Below are 21,668 nucleotides of genomic sequence, written 5' to 3'. Positions count from 1 at the left end.
ACAAGTGTACGCTAGAAAGCTGACCACTTAGGTGATTAAATTCGCGTAAAATAGAATGCAATTAAGTATTAAGCTAAGGGAATTACCCATGAGAAGAGCTGTAATTACAGGTATCGGTGTTGTATCAAGTATAGGTAACAACAAAGAAGAAGTATTAGAATCGTTAAAAACGGGCAAAAGCGGCATCGCTTTTAATCAAGAATTTGCCGATTATAAGTTACGTAGTAACGTATCGGGTAAAATTGATATTGACGTTAAAGCACACGTTGACCGCAAAGCAATGCGCTTTATGGGAGATGCTGCTGCTTACTCTTATATTTCAATGACGCAAGCAATTGAAGACTCAGGTTTGTCTGACGACCAAGTATCAAATGAGCGCACGGGTATTATTGTTGGCTCTGGCGGTGGTTCGTCTAAATGGCAAGTAGAAGCTGCTGATATTTTACGTGAAAAAGGCGTAAAACGTGTAGGGCCTTATATGGTGCCACGCACTATGGCGAGCACTACATCTGCTTGTTTAGCAACACCATTTAAAATTAAAGGTGTTAACTATTCAATTAGCTCTGCATGTGCAACATCTGCGCATTGTATTGGTAATGCAGTAGAGCAAATCCAGCTTGGCAAGCAAGACGTTGTGTTTGCTGGTGGTGGTGAAGAGCTACACTGGACATTGGCAATGGAATTTGACGCTATGGGCGCACTTTCTACTAAATACAATGAAACACCTGAAAAAGCGTCTCGTACATACGATGCAAATCGCGATGGTTTTGTTATTTCTGGCGGCGGCGGTATTGTTGTAGTTGAAGAACTTGAACATGCACTTGCACGTGGCGCGCACATTTACGCTGAAATTGTTGGCTACGGTGCAACATCAGATGGCTACGACATGGTTGCTCCATCTGGCGAAGGTGCAGCACGTTGTATGCGCCAAGCTATGCAAGATGTAGATAGTATTGATTACCTAAACACGCATGGTACATCTACACCAGTAGGTGACGTTAAAGAGCTAGGTGCGATACAAGAAGTGTTTGGTGGTAAATCACCAATGATCAGCGCAACTAAAGCAATGACGGGTCATGCCCTAGGTGCTGCAGGTGTTCACGAAGCTATCTTCTCATTATTAATGCTAGAGCACAGCTTTGTAGCACCTTCAATTAATATTGATGAGCTAGATGAGCAAGCGACAGGTTTAGATATTATTACTGAGCGTCGTGATGTTGAGTTAAATACTGTAATGTCTAATAGCTTTGGCTTTGGTGGCACAAACGCGACTTTAGTTATGAGTAAGTACAAAGGTTAATTTGAGCTTATAAGCCCTATATGCAAACGCATAACTGGGCTAAATAGTCCAAAACAAAAAAGGAAAGCCGAGGCTTTCCTTTTTTATTATCGAAAGTTTAATTAACCTTCGTTATGTTCTTGACGCGCTTGCTCAATTTCGTCTGCAATTTCTTGCGCTTTTTGCTTAGTTTTTTCAGTTAACTCGCCAGCAGCTTCTTTGCTTTTAATCCATGCGTCAACCGCAATCTCTTTGCCGTCGTCGTACATGTCTAAGCCCATTGCTTTACTTTGCTCTAATAGCTCGTTTAAAGACTCGTCATTTTTAAGATCGTTAGTTGTCTCTTTAACGTCGTTCCATGCATCACCAAGCTTTTCTTGCATTTGTGCGCTTTTATCTTTTGCATCTTCTTTAACTTCGTTGGCATCTTCACAACCAGTTAATGTAATTAAAGTGCCTAATAAAGCTAAACCTGCTAATTTATTCATGTGCTATCTCCTTTAGAGACTGATAATTAATTCGAGGCAGACTATACAACAATGAAAATGAACGCCCCCGTAACAAAACGATTAAATTTTAAATTAATGAATGAGCATGATTGGCCTCAATTATTTGAACTCGACCAAGACCCAGCTGTAATGCAGTATTTAACACGAGGTGAACCTACCTCTTTAGAGCATATAAAAAATGAGGGTGTGCCTCGTATGCTCGCATATCGAAATGATCTAAAAGGCTGGGGGCTGTGGAGTATCACTATAAAGCAAACCAATACATTTATAGGTTGGGTATTAATAAGGCCTATGTGCTTTTTTACTGATGCACCAAACTACAGTGATATTGAAATAGGCTGGCGCTTTAAGCAAGCAAGTTGGGGGCATGGTTATGCAACCGAGGCGGCTTTAGCATTATGTGATGAACTTATAAAGCAAGATGACGTTAAGGCGATAAGTGCAACGGCACTAAAAGATAATACGGCTTCTATAAATATAATGAAAAAGCTAGGTCTGCAATTTATAAAAAATTATACACATACAGACGAGCAAGGCGACTTACCTGCGGTGCTTTATTCAAAAAGTGTTTAAAGATGATTAAATATCAACAGTATAAAGATTGACCTGTCCTTAAGTGACGTGCATTAATAAGAATGCGTAACTAAAAAATAATAAATTAAGGATGTTGTATGGGATTGCTTTTTTCACCAAGTAAATTAATCGTCAAAAGTGTGCTGGTTTTACAGTTCGCTGCTTTTAGTGTTTTAGCGCAGCCTTTATCGCAAAGCGCGGTAGCAATGCCTGACTCGTTCAGTGCCGATGCTGCTAAAAGTATATTAGAGCAAGGCGGTAATGCTGTTGATGCGGCTATTACGGCACAATTTGTACTTGCAGTAACGCTTCCTGAAGCCGGCAATATTGGTGGCGGGGGATTTATGCTTATTCAAAAAGATGGCAAGGGTGATTTTATAGATTATCGCGAAACAGCGCCAACAGCAGCTCATCGTGATATGTATTTAGATGAGCAAGGTAATGTTATTGCAAACAAATCAATATATGGCATTCACGCAAGCGGTGTACCTGGCAGTGTAGCGGGCATGTGGCTTGCCCATCAAAAACATGGCACTTTAAAGTGGGAAGAATTAGTACAACCAGCGGTAACGTTGGCTGAGCAAGGGTTTGTAGTTCCGCCTAAGTTAGCAAAAGGTGTGAGCAATTATATAGCCCACCTAAAAGAGCAAAAAATAAATGTAAACTTCGAAAAATACTTTGCTGATGTAAAAGCTAATAAAGTATTTAAGCAACCCGAGTTAGCGGCAACGCTAAAGCGTATCCGTGATAACGGCCAAGATGGGTTTTATAAAGGCGAAACTGCAAATATTATTGCTAAATTTATGCACCAACATGGCGGTATAATTAATCAAGATGATTTAAAAGGTTACACCGCTAAATCACGTACACCTATTAAAGCGAGTTGGAATGGTTATGAAGTACTTACTTCTCCACCGCCGAGTTCAGGTGGTATTGCTATTTTACAGTGGCTTAAAATGTATGAGCTACAAAAACCAGATGCGGGCTTAGCGCATAACTCTACTCAGTATGTACACTTACTTTCTGAAATAGGTAAACGTGTATTTGCAGATAGGGCGGAGTATTTAGGCGATCCTGATTTTTTTGATGTACCAGTCAACGCATTAACTAATATTAACTACCTCAAAGAGCGCAGTAATGGCATTTCGTTAACCGCTATCTCGACTACCGAAAATATTAAACCGGGCCTTAAAGAAAGTGAGCAAACTACACACTTTTCAATCGTTGATAAAATGGGTAACGCTGTCGCAAATACCACCACAATAAACTTAGGGTTTGGTAGCGGTGTAGTTGTTGAAGGTGCAGGGTTTATTTTAAATGATGAAATGGACGATTTTAGTGCCAAACCAGGCGTTATGAATGTGTTTGGTGCAATAGGCGGCAAAGCTAACGAAATACAGCCGCACAAGCGTATGCTTAGCTCTATGACGCCTACAATACTCCTTAAAGACAACACCGTTAAAATGGTGACCGGCTCGCCTGGTGGCACAACAATTATTAGCTCTGTGTACGAGTCTATTTTAAATGCGGTAGAGTTTGATATGACTGCAGAGCAGGTTGTAAATAGCCCTCGTTTTCATCATCAACTGTGGCCTAAAAATATAATTAGAACACACATAGGTTTAACCGATAGCGTAAAAGCAGAGCTTACAAAAATGGGCTACACCATAGATGAGAATCACTTTGGTGACTTACACGTTATTATTAATAAAGAGGGCCAATTAGATGCCGCTTCTGAAGCATCAGGACGTGGTAAATCAATTGTTTTTTAAATAAAAAAACACCGCGCTAAAAGCGCGGTGCTTTAAACAATACAAAATTATTGAGTATCAATTAAATCTTCAACACCCACTATTAGCCATGGAGCGTCGTCTGAAATTAGACGCTCTAAGTGCCAGATTTCTAAAATAGGCTCTTCTTTTTTATCGCCTAAATCACGGTACTTACCTTTAAAGCGAACACTAACCTGCCACGATTGCGCGTTTGTATCTGCGCGCACAAGTTCGGCATCAATAAACATCACTTCTGTTTCTACGCTTTGTATAGCTTCACGTTCAGCTTTAAACTCGGCAACAAGTGCAGGGCTTAAGTATTCAGCCATTGTGGTGTAATCGGCATTGTTCCATGCAGTTTGTAGCGTATGGTAATGACTACGGGCACCTTGCAAAAAGCCATTAACGTCAAAGTTAGGTGGTAAATTAAAAGGCACACTTTCACCTTGTGGGGCGCTGCTTGCAAAGCCGGTACTTGTTGGTTGCTCGATAGGTGCTTATTTAAAAGCATTTTGCTGAGCACGTGTATTTGCACTGGCAAGTTGTGGGGCACGATTAGCACGTAAAAAGCCCGTTACTAGCTTAAATAAAATAAAGAGTGCGCCAGCTAATAAAATCATTTCTAATAGCTGAAAACCTTCAAAATCGTCGCCTAGCATTGCTGCAATTAAGCCACCCGCTAAAAGTCCCCCAAAAACGCCTGCCATAATGCCTTTTTTATTCGATGTGGCTTTAGGTGCAGCTGTAGGTGTTGTTGTATCTGTTTGTTGTTTTTGCGCTGTTTGTTGTGTTGCAGGTGTCTGTCCGCGTTTACTGCTGCCAAACTTTTTACGTGCATGTGCATCAAAACTGGCTGTACATAACAATGCCAATAATGAAAAAATAACGATGATGTTCTTCATGAAATTCCCTAATTAAAATCGAGCCGCGATTATAATTTACTTTCTTTAGGAATTTAATTAATTACTTTAAAAATCAGAGGTTTTGGGGAGTGAAGAAACGCTTTGTTGGTGAGTATACAATCAAAAAACCGCTCAGTAGAAACTAAGCGGTAAATTTGTCTATTTTAAAGCCAACGAATTGCGCCAGTAACGCGTTCGTTATATGTATTTAGAGGTGCTCCAAGACTTGCCACTAAAATAGTATCAGCTTGTGAGCCACGATTAATGTGACCTTCAAAGCGCTCATCGCGGAAGTTGTCATCCCCAAAACCGAATGATTTATTTTCAGAAGGCACTATAAATACCGTCATAGGACCAAAGTCAGACTCAAATATTAAATGCAGTCCTTTTTCGCCTTTAAAATCACAAAACATGGCATAAGTTACAGCGCCAGGAAGTTCATCAAGATGACCACCTAATACTGCAAGCTTGTCGTTGACGCTTTGTAGGCTAATGGGCTCTTTTTTATCAAGCGCATTAATTTCGTAGTACACATGGGCAAGCGCATGCTCACCTGCTTCGTGTGCAATATTTTGCTCTGTACTAAAAAAGAAGGCACTAATCGCCACTACAAAAGACGCTGCTAACGCAAGATGTACACGATCAAACTTAAAACGCGATCGAGCATCAACCACGTTTTTACCAGTTGCTTGTTCTTCTTGGAGTGCTTTTTCTTTTAACGATGTGTTTAAAAGAATGCGGTCTGCAAGATTTTCAGGCACAGGTATATCTAAAGAATCTTGAATGAATTTATCAAAATCTTTCATATCGTTAATAAAACTTTGTCGCTCTGGGTTATTGTCAGCAAACTCCATAAGCTCCTTGTCAATGTCGTTTGGCTGCGCAATAGTGCGGCGACGAAACTCAAGTTCATCCATTATTTTGATGCCCCTTTAAGTTGTTCATCATCACGGCTTAAAGCCTCTTTAAGTTGATTTCTGGCACGGTATAAACGAGTCATTACCGTGTTTTTATTTAAATTGAGTATGCCTGCAATTTCTTCACCAGAGCAGCCCATTACAACTTGCAGTAATAATGGCTCTCGGTATTCATCAGATAGCAGTGCAATCTGGCGTTGAATTACCGTTTGTTCCATTTCATCGTCTAATGAATGGCTGGTTTCATCAACAAGCGTATCGTTTTCTACGTCGCTGTAATCAAACTGTTTACGTTCAAATCGGCGTGCGTTTTCTCTTCGTAATATAGTAAGCAGCCAAGGTTTAGCTGCCTTTTGATCAAGTAAAGAGTCGAGTGAACGCCATGCGCGTAAAAACGTTTCCTGTACTAAATCATCTGCTATGTGCGGATCACGGCATAACCAATAAGCAAAGCGATAAAGCTCTTTATTGTAAACGTGGACCAAGGCTTCATAACGCTTTTGTTTCTCTGCCATATCGATTAAGACCTGATTGTTTGATTTTTTCTTTCCAAGCATAAGCACTTTTTTAATTAAAAATTATTAGTTATTGCAAAAAAAGACCTAAGGTTCGTAGTTATTAATCATAAAGGTCTTTTAATACAGCCTGTTGCGACTTTGATGCCTGAGTTTGATAGATCTCAAGAATTTTAATAATAGCATTAAGATCCGTGTTTGCGCCTTTATTACTATAAAGTTGTGCCTGCAATTGGCTAATGAGACCATTAAGCTCGCTGCTGTTTACGCGGATGCAGAGCTCATCAATCGCGCCAACATTTTTATGGGTCACCTTTACAGAAAAGTTATTTAATGCGGTGTAAAAGGCTTTCACATCGTGTGTTTTGGCTAATGCTTTAAGCTCATTTAAGCTTGGCTGAGAAGTACCACGGGTGTTTAGCTGTAATTTTTCAGTCGTATTTTTAGTAGAACGGCTTATTAAGTAAAAAATTACAGTACCAATCCATAAAATATACCCTAAAGCGGCAACAACTATTAACCAAAGAGGAGTATCACTTTTAGTTTCAATAGGTTGTGTGCCAGTTGCTTGATTCGAAATATTTTCAAGAGTAGGTGAATTATTTGTGCTGGGTTGTGGGTTTGCTATGGCTGTATTAGGCGCGGTAGTACTTGGCGTTACTGTAATAGTACGCTTTGGTAATGTAGCTACGCTAATACGGTTCATCTTGGTATTAAACCAAGGCAGCTTTATTTCAGGCAAAGTATAAGTACCTGGTTTTTGCGGCAGTAAGGCATACGATGCAGTTTGCTGCGACACAACGCGTCCGTCTCGCACTGCATTGTTATTTTCTTTTTGATCAGGGTAGCTGCGTATGCCATCAATAGTAGGCATAGAGATTTCAGGTAATTGCTCTTTTGTAACTCCAAGCGCGGTAAGCGTAATAGTACGTGTTATAGGCGTACCTACTTCTACTGTGTTGTCGTTAGGTTGCCATTCTTCATCAAGGTTAACCAATTCGCTTGGTAACCATGCGCCTTTATAATCACTCGGGATTGGTTTTATTTCTACTTGCTGATCATCGCCAAGAGCAGATACCTCCAGTTGGCGGTAATTTTGCTGTACTCGCCCTTGAAAAGCGGGGCCTGCAATCGTGTAGGCACCACTTTTTTGTGGCTGAATTAAATACTCACGAGTAATAACAAGGTAGCGTTTGCCATCAACTAGCTCATAACTCTCAGTTTGTTTACCTAATTGGGTTAGCTGAGCATCTTCCATACTTGGTGTGCTTAAGCTGCCATCAAGCAGTTCTTTGGCAAGGTAGAGCTTAACAGTGTAAACACCGGCTTCTTGCACAAATAATGAATTACTCGAGAGCGACGTTTTTAAAAATATTTCGTTATTTTTATCTGCATCAACTGAGCGTTTTGCCACTTTTAACTTAATAGGTTGTGAGGTTAACCCTGCAACGCTAAATGCTGGTATCGTGTAATCACCCTCTGTACGGGTCATTAGTTTAACTGACCACGTAGTTTGTTTATTAATGCTGCCATTAATAATGTTGGTACGAGAGCTTAAGCTTGTTGGGCCTACAACAAAGTCTTTTAACAGCGATGAGGTGTCTGGTTGCTCGCCTTTAACTGTATCGTCTACCGATATATTAAGCATAAAAAATTCACCCGCTAATACAGGGTTTTTATCTACGCTGGCTTCTAATTTGGTGGCAGCCCACGAAGGCATCGCACTTAATAGCAATAAACAGCAAAATAATCGCATTACCATGATTTTTCGACTCCTGTAGGGCGACGTTTATATTGTCTTTTTTGGGCTTCTAATTGCATTTTATTCCGTAATAAAATAGCCGGATCGTCCGGGACTTTTCTAAGTAGTTGATTAAGCTGTTGTGCTTTTTCTTTTTCTTCATTAGTGAGCTCACTTGCTTGGGCTTGCATCGCTTGTTGCTGAGCATTTTGTTTTTGCTCATCAGTGGCAGGTTGCTCACTTATTGCTTGTGGCTTACTTTGTTGCTGCTCATCCTCTTTAGGCTGGTCAGCGTCTTTATTTTGCCCTTGTTCGCTTTGTGGCTGGGCTTGCATATCAGGCTCATTTTGCTTATCTGATTGCTCGCCAGGCTCACCTTGTTGATCTTTTGATTGTTCAGATTCTTTATCTGATTTTTCATCGCTTGAGCTTTGACTTTCGTTTTCGCCTTTTTCAGAATCGCTTTTATCACCATTTTGTTGCTGATCCTGTTTTGACTCATCAGAATTCTGCCCTTGGTTTTGCTCATCTTTTTTCTGACTATCATCTTGGTCTTGAGAGTCGTCGCCGTCGCTTTGCTGATCTTGCTGGTTTTGTTGCTCTTGTTGATTTAGTAATTGCTCAACTAAGGCTTGGTTATCGGCTGCTTGCGTAAAGTCATCTTGTAAGGTTTGGGCTTGTTTGTACGCTTCAATTGCGTCCTCAAGTTTGCCAGCTTTGGCAAGGGCATTACCGTAGTTGTATAAACCGGTAGCCGACTTATCATTACTAAACTCATTAAGTGCAGCATCAAAATTACCTTGCTGGTATAGCGCCGCGCCTTTTAACTCACTCGATTGCGCCTGTGTTGCTGCATCGTATTCTTTATTATTGTAAGCCTCTAATGCACGTTGATCTGCATTTTGCAAAAGAGTAGGGAGCTCTACGGCATACGCATTTTGCTGCGGTAAAAAACCAAAAGCTAAAAATGCGCCTAGCAAGGCAGCGCGTCTAAATAAATACAAACCAAATGGCAGTAATAACAAGAGTCCGTAAATACCTGCATCTATTCGCCAAAGCGCATGGCTTTGTTTTTCGTCTTTCAATAATTCACTCTGCGCATTTGGGGCAAACGTATTTATGTCGTTATTGCTAGGTTGGTAACTAGCAAATTTACCACCGCTGCTTGATGCTAAATTTTTAAGCTGAGAGGCATTAATTGTAGGTACTACGATTTGGCCGTATCTGTCTTTCAAAAAGCCGCCTTCAGGTAACTTAATTGGTGCGCCTTGAGCGGTACCTACACCATATATATTTAATCTATATTGGGTGTTACTGGTAAAGCTACTAACGTCGCTTTGTTCTTGTTGGTCAATACCGTCGGTCACTAAAATAATGTCGCCATCAATATAACCCGCTTGTGTTAATAGCTCTTTGGCCATATCAAGACCCGCTAAAACGTTTGAGCCTTTGTCTGGCATTATTTCAGGGCTTAAGCTTGGAATTAAATTACTGAGTGTTGTGGCATCGTTTGTTAGTGGTGAAATTACATAGGCCGTGCCTGCGTAAGCTACAAGCGCGGTATCACCTTCTTTAAATAGCTCAATCATATCAAGCGCTTTAAAGCGTGATTGCATTAAACGATTTGGTAAAATATCGGTGCTGTACATTGAATACGACATATCCATAACAATTACACGGGCACTTTTACTTTGAAATACAGGAACTTGTTTTTTCTCAAAACTAGGCCCAGCACTAAATAAAATGCCAAGGCTGCAAAACAAAGCAACTAACCAAAGTGGCTGGCTGGCTTTAGTGTTTGCTTCGCTCATTATAAACTGTGCTAAATGAGGTGCAATTAGCTGCTCACTAGTCGTTTTTTTATGCTTAATTAAGGCAACAAAAAATAATGCCACAGCAGGTATGAGTAACCATAAAAGAGCGGGGCGAATAAATTCAAAATCCATTAGTTTGGCTCCTTTAATGCACGCAGTGTACTAAGCATTACTTTTAAGCTAATAAGTAAAATAGCGATAAGTAACGGGTAGTAAAATAATGAGCTTTGTGGGCGAAATGTTTGTTCATCAGCGCTAATAGGTTCAAGTTTATCAAGCTCTGCGTAAATTTGTTGAAGGCCTGCTACATCTTTGGCTCTAAAGTATAATCCGCCAGTTTGATCGGCAATCTTTTTAAGTAAGCTTTCATCTAAATTACTGCCACTAGAGCCACCCACATTAAAGAGGCTAAAGCCGCGCGGATTATCTGAGCCAACACCAATGGTGTACACTTTAATCCCTTCTTCGCGAGCTAGCAGTAGGGCATCTTCTGGGTTTAAATTACCAGCGGTATTTTGTCCGTCGGTTAATAGCACCACAATTCGGTTACTTTCATCTTTATTGGCAAAGCGTTTTACCGAAAGACCCAATGCATCACCAATGGCTGTTGCGCGCCCTACTAAACCAATTTGCGCTTCGCTGAGCATTTTACTTACTGTTTTAACGTCGCGGGTGAGCGGGGTTTGTAAAAACGCGGTGTCGCCAAATAATATCAGCCCAAGCCTGTCGCCTTGACGCTGTTCTATAAAATCACTGAGTACGGCTTTTACCATGGTGAGGCGGTCAACATATTGGCCATTATAAGCCATGTCTTGTTCGGTCATCGAGCCTGATAAATCGACCGCTAACATTATATCGCGTCCTTCATTTGGTAATGAGATTGGCTCATCTAACCATGTTGGATTGGCAGCGGCAGTAACAAGTAATAACCAAATTATCCACTCGAAAGGGTTTAAACGTCGTGCGTGTGGCTCAATGCTTTGACTGGTTAAATTGTGCTTTGCAAAACTGGGTATACGTAAACGCGTACTGGCATTACTTGCAGCGGGTTTTAATAGTAAAAGTAATAAAGGCAAGGGTAGTAATAAAAATAACCATGGCCAGCTAAATTCAAACATTTACTGACTCCTTTATTTTAAATTGCTTAATACCTTGGCGAAATTTTTCGCACAGTGTTGTATCTTTTTGGCTGGGGTTATACAAGCTTAGTATTTCTTGTTCTGTAAAGCTTAAACCGGTGAGTGTATTAAGTGTTGTGCACCATTTAGAGGTAGATTGCGCAGCAAGTCGCTTGTCGTAATATTCAATCACTAAACGTTTTAAAATAATATGCAGTTGCTGAGGGTTTTGCTCACTTTGGCTCAATTGTATTGCGTAGCGTTTAGGCTTTTTAAATTTATGTTTTTTATAAAATATATAAATAGCTGCGCACAGTGCTAAAAACAGCAGTGCAATAATAACCCACCAAGCAGGGGCGAGTGGCCACCAATTAACTTGGCTTGGCGCTATTATATCGTGCAGGCCATCGAGTGGATTGGTTTGCATGGTTATTTTCTCACTAATTGCAGCTCAAGCGGTGTTGCTGCATTGAATGATATTAAATTAAGACCCGATTTAGTTAGGCGATTAAAGCGCGCGCTAAATGCTTGCTCAGCATTTTTAGCAAAGCGTTCTCTAAAGCTGTTATCCATTAATGGTAGGGCAAAGTCTTGACCATTTGCATTAACGGTAACGGCTTGCTTAAACGCAGGTAACTGATGCTCAAATGGATCGCTTATGTGGCAACCAATCAGCTCGCAGTGGCGGCTTAATATTTCAAGTTGCTTAAAGCTGGCATCATCCAGAGCATTAAAATCAGACACTAAATATACTAAGCTGCCTGGTTTTGCTAAATGGTTAAGGCGCTTTAGGTTATCGCTAAAGTTGTTAGTGGCTGTTTTATCAATATTGTTAAGCGCTTGCTGGTGGTTGTCGCATAAATTATGACAAAGCTTAAGCACGGCTTTTTCACGGGCGCTGGGTTTTAGCTCTAAATGCGAGTGCTGATTAAACACAATACCGCCAATTCTATCGCCGCGCTGACACGCCGACCATGCAACAAGAGCGCTTATATGCGCAGCTTGCACCGACTTTAACAGTAACTTTGAGCCAAACAGCATTGAGTTAGAAAAATCAGTGAACACAAACACAGGGCGCTCTTTTTCTTCTTGAAAGAGCTTTGTGTGAGTCTCGCCGGTACGCGCAGTAACTCGCCAATCAATAGAGCGAATATCGTCACCTTGCTGATAATGTCGCACTTCGGCAAATTCCATTCCTCGGCCTTTGTGCGGTGCAAGGTATTGCCCTGTTAAGGTGTTTTTTATTTTTACCTTAGGGGCAAGTTCAAGCAATTGCGCTTTGGCTTTGTAATACATCAGCTCTTTGAGTGCTAAATTAACACCGTGGCTATGGCTCTGTTTGAGCCATGCTTGGGTTTCTAATTGTTTTTGCATAACTTATGGTACGGCTACAAGTTCAACTATACGGCTTATTACTTGATCTTTAGTAATGCCATCGGCTTGGGCTTCGTAACTTAAAATAATGCGATGACGCAGTACGTTATGCACAACAGCTTGAATATCATCAGGTGCTACAAAGTCACGGCCTTGAAGCCATGCATGAGCACGAGCACATTTATCAAGTGCTATTGTTGCACGCGGACTTGCACCAAACTCAATCCAGCTACCTAGTTGCGCGTCTAATTTAGCGCCTTCACGAGTGGCAATAATAAGTTGTACTAAATATTGCTCAAGTGGCTCTGCTAAATAAAGGCCTAATATTTCTTTACGCGCTGCAAATAAATCGCTTTGACTAATTTTTTGCATTACTGGTTGTTGCTCGTTAAGCGCTTCGCCGCGCGTTAAACGCAGTATATCAAGCTCATGCTCTGCGCCAGGGTAGTCAATACTTAGGTGCAGTAAAAAGCGATCCAGCTGGGCTTCTGGTAACGGGTAAGTCCCTTCTTGCTCTAGCGGGTTTTGCGTTGCCATAACTAAAAACAGTTCGCTAAGCGGATAGGTATTTTTACCCACGGTAACTTGGCGTTCAGCCATTGCTTCTAATAATGCTGATTGTACTTTGGCTGGTGCGCGGTTAATTTCGTCAGCTAAAATTAGGTTATGAAAAAGAGGGCCTTTTTCAAATACAAACTCACTAGTTTGTTGGCGGTAAATATCGGTACCTGTTACATCAGCTGGTAATAAATCTGGCGTAAACTGTACACGCTGAAATGAGCCTTCAATGCCTTTTGCAAGTGCATTAACTGCACGTGTTTTTGCAAGGCCAGGGGGACCTTCTACTAATAAATGACCATCAGCTAAAATTGCAATAAGTAGCGCTTGAGTAAGCTCTGGCTGGCCAATAATTTGTGTATCTAAGTACGTTTTTAATTGTGAAAATGCGTTAGCTGCCATAATAAGTGGACTGTCCTCGTCAGCTGGGTTTGTACCTAATAGTGTTAGGTGATAAATACAGACCTATTTATAAGGTTTATAATTGGGTAACTCAAGAGTTAGACTTTATTTTTTAAAATAGTTCGTTATTTTTTAACGAATTTTAGCGTACCACAAAACTTTGTAAATGCGTCTAAAAAAGCCTATTGTGATAGTCGTAATTAAACACTGTTTATATAAATTTGTGTTTATCTATTGGCTTTAGGGCACGGGTTGTTTAGAATCGAGGAAAACAAACAGGTCAGACCTGTCAGCGGGAGAGCATAAATGTCTGAGCAAAACATACTAAAAACACCAAAGGGCGACCGTATTGCCATCGTTAGCGGCTTACGTACACCTTTTGCAAAACAAGCAACAGCGTTTCACCATGTACCAGCACTTGATATGGGTAAATTGGTGGTTAACGAAATGCTTGAACGATTAAATTTCAATAAGTCAGAAATTGATCAACTTGTATTTGGTCAAGTAGTACAAATGCCAGAAGCGCCAAATATTGCACGTGAAATTGTATTGGGCACAGGTATGCCTGTATCGGTTGATGCATATTCTGTATCGCGCGCATGTGCTACCAGCTTTCAGGCTATTGCTAATGTAGCTGAGTCTATTATGGCGGGATCTGTAAGTGTAGGTATTGCAGGTGGCGCAGATTCGTCATCAGTATTGCCAATTGGTGTAAGTAAAAAGCTAGCAGGCAGCTTAGTTGATTTAAATAAAGCGCGTACGCTTGGTCAACGTTTAAAAATATTTTCAAAACTGCGTTTAAAAGACTTATTACCAGTGCCTCCTGCAGTTGCAGAGTACTCAACAGGCCTTTCAATGGGGCAAACTGCTGAGCAAATGGCTAAAACACACAACATTAGCCGTGAAGATCAAGATGCGTTAGCGCATCGTTCTCACTCACTTGCAACGCAAGCATGGGCTGATGGTAAGTTAAAAGATGAAGTAATGACGGCGCATTTACCGCCATATAAAAGCTTTATTTCAGAAGACAACAATATTCGTAAAAACTCAACGGTTGAAGGCTACGCCAAGCTTAAACCTGTTTTTGACCGTCAGCACGGTACTGTTACCGCTGCAAATGCAACACCATTAACTGATGGTGCAGCGGCCGTACTTATGATGAGCGAAAGCAAAGCAAAAGCACTTGGCTATGAAATACTAGGTTACGTACGTAGCTTTGCATTTTCGGCAATTGGCGTAGAAAAAGACATGTTAATGGGCCCAGCTCATTCAACGCCTATTGCACTAGATAGAGCGGGTATTACGCTTGCTGATTTAGATTTAATTGAAATGCACGAAGCGTTTGCATCGCAAACACTTGCCAATATGAAAATGTTTGCCTCAGACAAATTTGCACAAGAGCATTTAGGTCGCAGCAAAGCAATTGGCGAAATTAACATGGATAAGTTTAACGTTAACGGCGGCTCTTTAGCATATGGTCACCCATTTGCAGCAACAGGTGCACGCTTAATTACGCAAAGCTTACACGAGCTTAAACGTCGTGGTGGCGGTTTGGCATTAACAACAGCGTGTGCTGCTGGTGGTTTAGGTGCAGCCTTTGTATTGGAGAGCGCGTAATGACAGATTCAGTATTTAATTTAGCGGTAGATGAAAACAAAATTGCCGTAGTAACGATTGATGTGCCAGGGGAGAAAATGAATACCCTGCGCAGTAGTTTTGCCGATGACTTAAAAGCATTATTAGAAGACGCTAAGTCGCAAAATGTAAAAGGCATGGTATTTATAAGCGGAAAAACCGATAACTTTATCGCGGGCGCCGATGTAAAAATGCTTGATAGCGTTCAAAAGCGTGATGATGCTTTAGCTATTAGCGAACTATGCCATCAGGCATTTTTTGATATGACAAAATTGCCATACACAACAGTAAGTGCGATTCATGGCGCTGCATTAGGTGGTGGTTTAGAGTTTGCTTTAGCGTGTGACTACCGTGTTGGTACCGACAGCGATTTAACAAAAATTGGCTTACCAGAAGTGCAACTTGGTTTACTACCAGGTGGCGGCGGTACGCAGCGCTTAACTAAAATTGTTGGTATTCAAAAAGCACTTGAGTGGATGCTAACAGGTAAACAAATTCGCCCTAAGCAAGCTAAAAAAGCAGGCGTGCTTGATGACTGTGTACCACACAGTGTGCTGCTAAAAGTTGCAAAAGAATTTGCGACTAAGAAAAAGCCACAAGCAAAAGAGCCAAAGCTCGACAATATTAGTAAATTACTAGAGTCAAACCCGTTTGGCCGTAACTTTATCTTTAAAAAAGCTAAAGAAAACGTACTTAAAAAAACGGGCGGGCACTACCCAGCACCACTCGCTATTATTAAAGCTGTGCGTGCTAGTGTAGAGCTTGATGAGCTAAAAGCGTATAAAACAGAAGCTGAAAGCTTTGCAACACTTGTAATGAGTGACGAATCGAAAGCGCTTCGCGGTATTTTCTTTGCAACCACTGAAATGAAAAAAGAGTGGCGCAATGATGACGCACCCGCAATTAGCAAAACTGCTGTTTTAGGTGGTGGACTAATGGGCGCAGGTATTGCGCACGTAAGTGCTGTTAAAGCTAAAGTACCGGTACGTATTAAAGATGTAGCAGAGCAGGGCATTAGTAATGCAATGAGCTACACCTACAAAATTTTAGACAAGCGCCTTAAGCGCCGTATTATGTCTAAAGCTGATATGCAGTTAACAATGAGCCGTATTACAGGTACAACAGACTACAGCGGCTTTAAACACATTGATTTAGTAATAGAAGCTGTGTTTGAAGATCTTGCGCTTAAGCAAGGTATGGTTGCCGACGTAGAGCAGCAATGCCAAGAAAATACAATTTTTGCTAGTAACACGTCATCATTACCAATTTCGCAAATTGCAGCGCAGGCAGCACGTCCTGAAAATGTAATTGGCTTACATTACTTTTCACCAGTAGAAAAAATGCCATTAGTGGAAATTATTCCACACGAAGGTACATCTAAAGAGACTATTGCTCGCGTTGTTAACTTTGCACGTAAGCAAGGCAAAACGCCAATTGTTGTAAAAGACATGGCCGGTTTTTACGTAAACCGTATTTTAGCGCCTTACTTAAACGAAGCTGCTAATTTAATGCTTGCGGGTGAGCCAATTGAAAAGATTGATGAAGCCCTAGTTGAGTTTGGCTTTCCGGTAGGACCGCTGGCTCTACTTGATGAAGTAGGGATTGATATTGGCTCTAAAATTGCTCCAATTCTTGAAAAAGAATTAGGTGAGCGTTTTAAAGGCCCTGATGCATTTATGAGTATGATTGATTCAAAACGCCTTGGCCGTAAGTCCGGTCGTGGTTTTTATGAATACGACAAAAAAGGCAAAAAGGTTGATGAGTCAGTTTACGAACTATTGGGTGTTACCCCAGCTCCACGTTTAAACAAAAGCGAAATTGCTAAGCGATGTGTATCGAAAATGCTTAACGAAGCAGTACGCTGTTTAGATGATGGCATTATTGCAAGCCCTCGTGATGGCGACATTGGTGCAATATTTGGTATTGGTTTCCCACCATTTTTAGGTGGCCCGTTTAGCTATATGGATAAATTAGGCGCAAGTAAAATAAGCTCTGATATGTCTACATTAGCTAACAGCGATGCTAACTTTGCTCCATGTGAGTCACTGGTAACAATGGCAAGCTCTGGTACTACTTTTTATAATGCAGCAACTGTTGAGGTTGTAGCTCCTGAAGTACAAAGCACTGAGCCACAAGAGCAAAGTGTCACTGAGCCTGAAGTTACTAAAGAGATTGAAACAAAAGAATAAAGTTTCTACTGTTTATAAAAACCGCATTTAGATGCGGTTTTTTTATGATTTTTAATATTTAAATGAGGAGCTTAATGACATTATTTACACAAAGATTGAGCATGTACCAAATGGAAGAATCTGATTGGCCTCTTTTTCTAGCGCTTCATCGCGATCCTCAAGTCCTTAAGTATTGTTTTGATATGCCAATGGAGTCACTGATAAGAAACCGCTTTGAGATACGCTTACCTAAGTGGAATACTAAATCACGCCACCCACTGTGCTTACTCATTATTAATAATAAAACAAAACAACCAGTGGGTGTTACAGGCTTTGCCTATGACGGAGAAACCGCAGAGCTTGGTTATTTATTATTGCCAGAGTATTTTAATAAAGGCTACGCGACAGAGTCTTTAAGAGCTGTGATTGATTGGGCTTGGAAAGAATGTGGTATTAGGCAGTTTAAAGCTGTCGTAACGCGTGGCAATATTGGTTCTGAAAAGGTGCTTAGTAAGTGTGGCTTAACCCATACCGATACACTTTTTAAAGTGCATACAATAGGCGAAAAGTTATATGACGATTTAATTTATACGCTTAAGGTTTAAGGTTTTAATGGGCTAGTAGCCTAGCCCAAAAAGTGCTACAAGTGAAGTGCGATAGCTTTGCGGTCTTTTTCTGGCATATTTTCTACGACTAAATTAAATGAGTTATCAATCATTCTCTCAATTTCACTTTGTGCAATTGTGCCGTCTAAAATTACTGTGTTCCATAAGCGTTTATTCATATGGTAACCAGGGATCACTGCCGGGAAAGTATCACGCAATGATATTGCTTCATCAGGATCGCATTTTAAGTTAAGCCACCAAATAACCTCACCATCATCATTAGTTTGACCGTCATTGCCAATAGCAAGAGTCGCAAACATTTTATGATTCACTTTATATACATCAACCTCTTGCGCAAATGGTTTTGTAACCTGAACAAGTGGTTTTTTAACTAAATACTCATGTACTTTTTTCTGGTCCATGATCCATTCCTTGAAGTCATACTCGGTAAAGCTACCATAGCAGTTTTTTTCACATTTGATTATATGTATTTTAGTATAAATTAAAATTTTACAAGCTAATACAACATGTAGCGTAAAACCAACGTAATTTTAGTTGAACAAAATCCAGTTCATGGTATGTTTCTGCCAATCAAAAAAATAATAGGAATTCACACATGCCAAAGGCGAGTGATGTTAAAAAAGGTACTGCTATTGACTTCAATGGCCGCGTTTTAGTTGTAAAAGATATTGTGCGCTCTGTGCCGCAAGGTCGTGCTGGTGGTAGTTTATACCGTATGCGTTTATACGATGTGGTAACCGGTGGTAAAGTTGACGAAACATTTAAAGACAGTGACATGCTAACGCTGGCTGATTTAACACGCCGTGAAGTAATGCTATCGTACATTGATGGCGACGAGTATGTGTTCATGGATAATGAAGATTACACGCCTTACAACTTAAACAAAGATGCTATTAGCGAAGAAATTTTATTTGTTAATGAAGAAACGCAAGGCGTACACGTCATTGTTATTGATGGCGCGCCAGTAGGACTTGATTTACCATCAAGTGTTGAACTTGTTGTTGAAGAAACAGACCCATCTATTAAAGGTGCATCTGCAAGTGCTCGTTCAAAACCTGCACGTATGTCTACTGGCTTAAATATTTCTGTGCCAGAGCATATTTCAACAGGTGACCGTATCCGTATTAATACTGTTGAACACAAATTTATGGGTCGTGCTGAAAAGTAACGCGTAAATTATAATTTTAAAAGCCGAATCTGTGTTTAACAGGTTCGGCTTTTTTGTGCGCGGGGATTTGTTGCTTTAAATTTAATCACATTAGCGTTAGAATAAGCGCCGTATTTTTGAGCAACTTTAAGGGGTAGCTTTGTTTATAGTTTTACTAAGCAGTGCATTTATAGCTTTAATGTATTTAGAAACCATTAAAAAAGGCATGCCAATTAAACGATGGCTGATTTTAGGCGGTTTATTTGGACCAGTAGCCTGGTGCTTGTTTAATCTACATTATCGTCGTGCTTTAGTTAGAAATGTAGGAATAAATGCGTGTATATGGCGCCCTTAATTTATCGACGCCACATTTTTATTTTTTCTAATTAAGCTTGGGGCTGCTTTAGTTTGTTGTTGCTTTAAAAATTCAGTAAATTCACTTTTTGATAGAGGCTTAGAATAGTAATAACCTTGTACTGTTTCGCAATTAAGCTTTTTGAGTATATCAATTTGATGGGCTTGTTCTACACCTTCAGCCACTACATGTAAATCAAGGTTATGTGCAATAGTGACTATTGAGTCGACCATATTACGGCCACGTTCGTTGGTCATGTCATCTATAAATGCTTTGTCTACTTTAAGTGTATTAAGCGGAAATTGCTTTAAATACGCTAATGATGAATAACCAGTACCAAAATCATCCATTGCTAAATGAATACCTCGGGCACTTAACGAACGCATAATTGCAATGGCTTCTTTAGGGTCATCCATTACAGTACCTTCTGTTATTTCAAGCTCTAAAAAGTATGAAGGTAATTCGTTTTTTTGCAAAATAACGTCAATACGAGAGGTTAAATCGGGGAGGCTAAATTGCTTTGCTGATAAGTTGACAGCTACTCGGCCGCTAAATAAACCGCTATCTAGCCATTCTTTTACGTCTCTGCAGGCTTTGTTTAATACCACTTCACCAATTTCAATTATTTGGCCCGTTTCCTCGGCTATAGGTATAAATACACCAGGGCTAATAATGCCTTTTTTGGGTGTAATAAAGCGCACTAACGCTTCCATTCCGGTTAGCTTGCCTGTGCGAATATTCATTTTTGGTTGGTAGTACACTTCAAAATGGTCTTCTTTTAAACCAAAGCGCATGAGGTTTTCAATTTGCAGTCGTTTAACGGCTTGACGGTTCATCGTGTCGTTAAAAAATAAGTAGCTGTTACCTTTCTTTTTAGCATGATACATGGCGGTATCTGCATTTTTTAAAAGCAGTTCAGGCGTATTACCGTCTTCAGGGAATAATACAATACCTACACTTGAGGTGATTGCCAGTTCGTGCCCTGCCATTTTAAATGGTGTAGCAATGGCTGCTAAAAACTGTTTAGCCATGCGTGTAATTACATGTATGTCGTTAGTGTCAGACATTACCAGAGCAAACTCATCGCCGCCTAAACGATAAAACACATCATTTTCGCGGGTTAGTTTATTTAAGCGCATTGCTAGTTTAGCTAATAAGCTGTCACCTAGCTGATGTCCTAACGAGTCATTTATTTTTTTAAAGTTATCTAAATCGAATACAAGCAAGGCGTGATGCGAATTGAGTTTTACTAGTTTATGCAAATCAGTAAAAAATAAATTTCGGTTAGGCAGACTGGTTGTGCGATCTCGATTCGATAAGTTATGTAATTGCGATTCTGCTTTTTTACGCTCTGTTAAATCTGAATATACAACGACATAATTAGTTATTTGATTTTGATCGTTTTTAATTTCATCTATGGATATTTCTATCGGTAATAAAATACGCTCACTATTACGAAGCTTCACTTCTTGTTGAATATGTTCGCGCTCTTTTACTATTTCAATAATTCTGTTTGTGTAGCTTGGCTCATACCCAGATAGGCTAAAATCTTTTCCTAAGTATTGTTCGCGTACGCCACCAAACAAGGTTAAAAAGCTAGGGTTTATATCAACCAGTTTAAAGTTTTTATCGTAAATTGCTAAGGCGTCAGTAAGCGACTCAACACATTTTGCAAAAAGGTTTAAGCGCTCTTCAGTTGATTTTAACTGTGATATATCGCGAACGGTACCCGTCATTCTAAGGGGGGATAAGTTGGCGTCTTTTTCAATTATTTTTCCGCGATCGAGCACCCAGTGCCAACGACCAAAAGTATCTTTGATTCGGTAGGTGGCTTCAAAAAAAGCAGACTGCTCTGCAAAGTGCACTTTTAGCAAGTGCTCAACGTTATTAATATCGTGAGGATGGATAAGGCCTTTATTTGGTGGAAACCCCATTAACGTAGTTGAGTCCATTAAATACTTATCGTTAATACGAATAACTTCGCCTGTTTTTATGTTCCAGTCCCAAAGTGTATCGCCGCTACCTTCTACGGTACTTTTAAGGCGTTTTTCCGAAAGTCGAAGTTGGCGGCGTGAACGTCTAAGTTTATGGATTACAAATAACAGGTAGGGCAAAGCAAGCGATATAATGGCGCTTGCTAGTATAAGTATATTGTCTGAGTTGTAATTAAGTGATGACTCAAAGGCAAAAAGCTCAAATGAGTAAGCAAGTACTACAAGCATGCTTAGTTTTATTATTGTTTTTATCATTTTTTGATTACTTC

The 21,668-nt window shown here is 40.2% G+C and carries 19 protein-coding genes and 1 pseudogene; 8 read left to right on the top strand and 12 right to left on the bottom strand.

Annotated elements, in window-relative coordinates; all coding sequences use genetic code 11:
• Positions 1-88 precede the first annotated feature (88 nt).
• On the top strand, positions 89-1,300 hold the full coding sequence (gene fabB / locus H5090_RS12085; RefSeq protein ID WP_004335606.1) for a beta-ketoacyl-ACP synthase I: 1,212 nt from the start codon (positions 89-91) through the stop codon (positions 1,298-1,300).
• A 101-nt stretch (positions 1,301-1,401) separates the two neighbouring features.
• Here the strand turns inward: fabB and H5090_RS12080 are convergent, their stop codons facing one another.
• Positions 1,402-1,767, bottom strand: a complete 366-nt coding sequence (locus H5090_RS12080; protein ID WP_024596750.1) for a hypothetical protein — start codon at positions 1,765-1,767, stop codon at positions 1,402-1,404.
• Positions 1,768-1,818: 51 nt separating this feature from the next.
• Here H5090_RS12080 and H5090_RS12075 point away from each other — a divergent pair, with 51 nt between their 5' ends.
• Both H5090_RS12075 and ggt read left to right on the top strand, forming a co-directional pair.
• Complete coding sequence (locus H5090_RS12075) at positions 1,819-2,361, top strand: GNAT family N-acetyltransferase (RefSeq protein ID WP_182695811.1); 543 nt, start codon at positions 1,819-1,821, stop codon at positions 2,359-2,361.
• 98 nt (positions 2,362-2,459) lie between these two features.
• A complete protein-coding gene (gene ggt, locus H5090_RS12070) occupies positions 2,460-4,133 on the top strand; it encodes a gamma-glutamyltransferase (protein ID WP_182695810.1) in 1,674 nt (557 codons plus the stop codon).
• A 47-nt stretch (positions 4,134-4,180) separates the two neighbouring features.
• Here ggt and H5090_RS12065 read toward each other — a convergent pair.
• The 9 genes and pseudogenes from H5090_RS12065 to H5090_RS12025 all read right to left on the bottom strand — a co-directional run bounded on the left by H5090_RS12065 (position 4,181) and on the right by H5090_RS12025 (position 13,474).
• A pseudogene (locus H5090_RS12065) lies at positions 4,181-5,035 on the bottom strand (Tim44 domain-containing protein).
• Between the two features lie 164 nt (positions 5,036-5,199).
• Positions 5,200-5,952, bottom strand: a complete 753-nt coding sequence (locus H5090_RS12060) for a DUF3379 family protein (RefSeq protein WP_182695809.1) — start codon at positions 5,950-5,952, stop codon at positions 5,200-5,202.
• A complete protein-coding gene (locus H5090_RS12055; protein WP_032827217.1) occupies positions 5,952-6,509 on the bottom strand; it encodes a sigma-70 family RNA polymerase sigma factor in 558 nt (185 codons plus the stop codon). The genes H5090_RS12060 and H5090_RS12055 overlap by 1 nt, the downstream gene beginning before the upstream one ends.
• A gap of 61 nt (positions 6,510-6,570) precedes the next feature.
• Positions 6,571-8,229 (bottom strand): BatD family protein, encoded by a 1,659-nt coding sequence (locus H5090_RS12050; RefSeq protein ID WP_182695808.1) that lies wholly within the window; start codon positions 8,227-8,229, stop codon positions 6,571-6,573.
• Positions 8,223-10,154 carry a VWA domain-containing protein gene (locus H5090_RS12045; RefSeq protein ID WP_004335620.1) on the bottom strand — a complete coding sequence of 644 codons (1,932 nt, stop codon included), beginning with the start codon at positions 10,152-10,154 and terminating at the stop codon, positions 8,223-8,225. Before H5090_RS12045 ends, H5090_RS12050 begins: the two co-directional genes overlap by 7 nt.
• Positions 10,154-11,140, bottom strand: a complete 987-nt coding sequence (locus tag H5090_RS12040) for a VWA domain-containing protein (RefSeq protein WP_182694054.1) — start codon at positions 11,138-11,140, stop codon at positions 10,154-10,156. The genes H5090_RS12045 and H5090_RS12040 overlap by 1 nt, the downstream gene beginning before the upstream one ends.
• Entirely contained in the window at positions 11,133-11,567 is a 435-nt protein-coding gene (locus H5090_RS12035; RefSeq protein WP_004335624.1) for a DUF4381 domain-containing protein, read from the bottom strand. Before H5090_RS12035 ends, H5090_RS12040 begins: the two co-directional genes overlap by 8 nt.
• 2 nt (positions 11,568-11,569) lie before the next feature.
• Positions 11,570-12,514: a DUF58 domain-containing protein gene (locus H5090_RS12030; protein ID WP_004335626.1), complete on the bottom strand. Its 945-nt coding sequence runs from the start codon at positions 12,512-12,514 to the stop codon at positions 11,570-11,572.
• 3 nt (positions 12,515-12,517) lie between these two features.
• On the bottom strand, positions 12,518-13,474 hold the full coding sequence (locus H5090_RS12025) for a MoxR family ATPase (protein WP_007377762.1): 957 nt from the start codon (positions 13,472-13,474) through the stop codon (positions 12,518-12,520).
• A 306-nt stretch (positions 13,475-13,780) separates the two neighbouring features.
• Between H5090_RS12025 and fadI the strand changes: the two genes are divergently transcribed.
• The 3 genes from fadI to H5090_RS12010 all read left to right on the top strand — a co-directional run bounded on the left by fadI (position 13,781) and on the right by H5090_RS12010 (position 17,882).
• Positions 13,781-15,091, top strand: coding sequence for an acetyl-CoA C-acyltransferase FadI (fadI, locus tag H5090_RS12020; RefSeq protein WP_004335629.1), 1,311 nt, complete (start codon positions 13,781-13,783; stop codon positions 15,089-15,091).
• On the top strand, positions 15,091-17,298 hold the full coding sequence (gene fadJ, locus H5090_RS12015; RefSeq protein ID WP_182695807.1) for a fatty acid oxidation complex subunit alpha FadJ: 2,208 nt from the start codon (positions 15,091-15,093) through the stop codon (positions 17,296-17,298). Before fadI ends, fadJ begins: the two co-directional genes overlap by 1 nt.
• Positions 17,299-17,372: 74 nt before the next feature.
• Positions 17,373-17,882 carry a GNAT family N-acetyltransferase gene (locus H5090_RS12010; RefSeq protein WP_024596740.1) on the top strand — a complete coding sequence of 170 codons (510 nt, stop codon included), beginning with the start codon at positions 17,373-17,375 and terminating at the stop codon, positions 17,880-17,882.
• A 35-nt stretch (positions 17,883-17,917) separates the two neighbouring features.
• Here the strand turns inward: H5090_RS12010 and H5090_RS12005 are convergent, their stop codons facing one another.
• Entirely contained in the window at positions 17,918-18,304 is a 387-nt protein-coding gene (locus H5090_RS12005) for an MmcQ/YjbR family DNA-binding protein (RefSeq protein ID WP_024596739.1), read from the bottom strand.
• A gap of 194 nt (positions 18,305-18,498) precedes the next feature.
• Between H5090_RS12005 and yeiP the strand changes: the two genes are divergently transcribed.
• Positions 18,499-19,071, top strand: coding sequence for an elongation factor P-like protein YeiP (gene yeiP, locus H5090_RS12000; protein ID WP_002962153.1), 573 nt, complete (start codon positions 18,499-18,501; stop codon positions 19,069-19,071).
• A 139-nt stretch (positions 19,072-19,210) separates the two neighbouring features.
• The gene (locus H5090_RS11995) at positions 19,211-19,405 is read left to right on the top strand and encodes a hypothetical protein (RefSeq protein ID WP_182695843.1); all 195 of its coding nucleotides are present in this window, start codon (positions 19,211-19,213) and stop codon (positions 19,403-19,405) included.
• Here H5090_RS11995 and H5090_RS11990 read toward each other — a convergent pair.
• On the bottom strand, positions 19,402-21,654 hold the full coding sequence (locus tag H5090_RS11990; protein ID WP_154903373.1) for an EAL domain-containing protein: 2,253 nt from the start codon (positions 21,652-21,654) through the stop codon (positions 19,402-19,404). The two genes, H5090_RS11995 and H5090_RS11990, sit on opposite strands and share 4 nt — an antisense overlap.
• Positions 21,655-21,668 lie beyond the last annotated feature (14 nt).

Origin of the sequence: Pseudoalteromonas sp. SR43-5 (assembly GCF_014163835.1) — a bacterium.
In the GTDB taxonomy this organism is placed as follows: Bacteria; Pseudomonadota; Gammaproteobacteria; order Enterobacterales; family Alteromonadaceae; genus Pseudoalteromonas; species Pseudoalteromonas distincta.
Note: the sequence above shows the minus strand (reverse complement) of the source record. Positions and strands in the feature narration are given on the sequence as shown.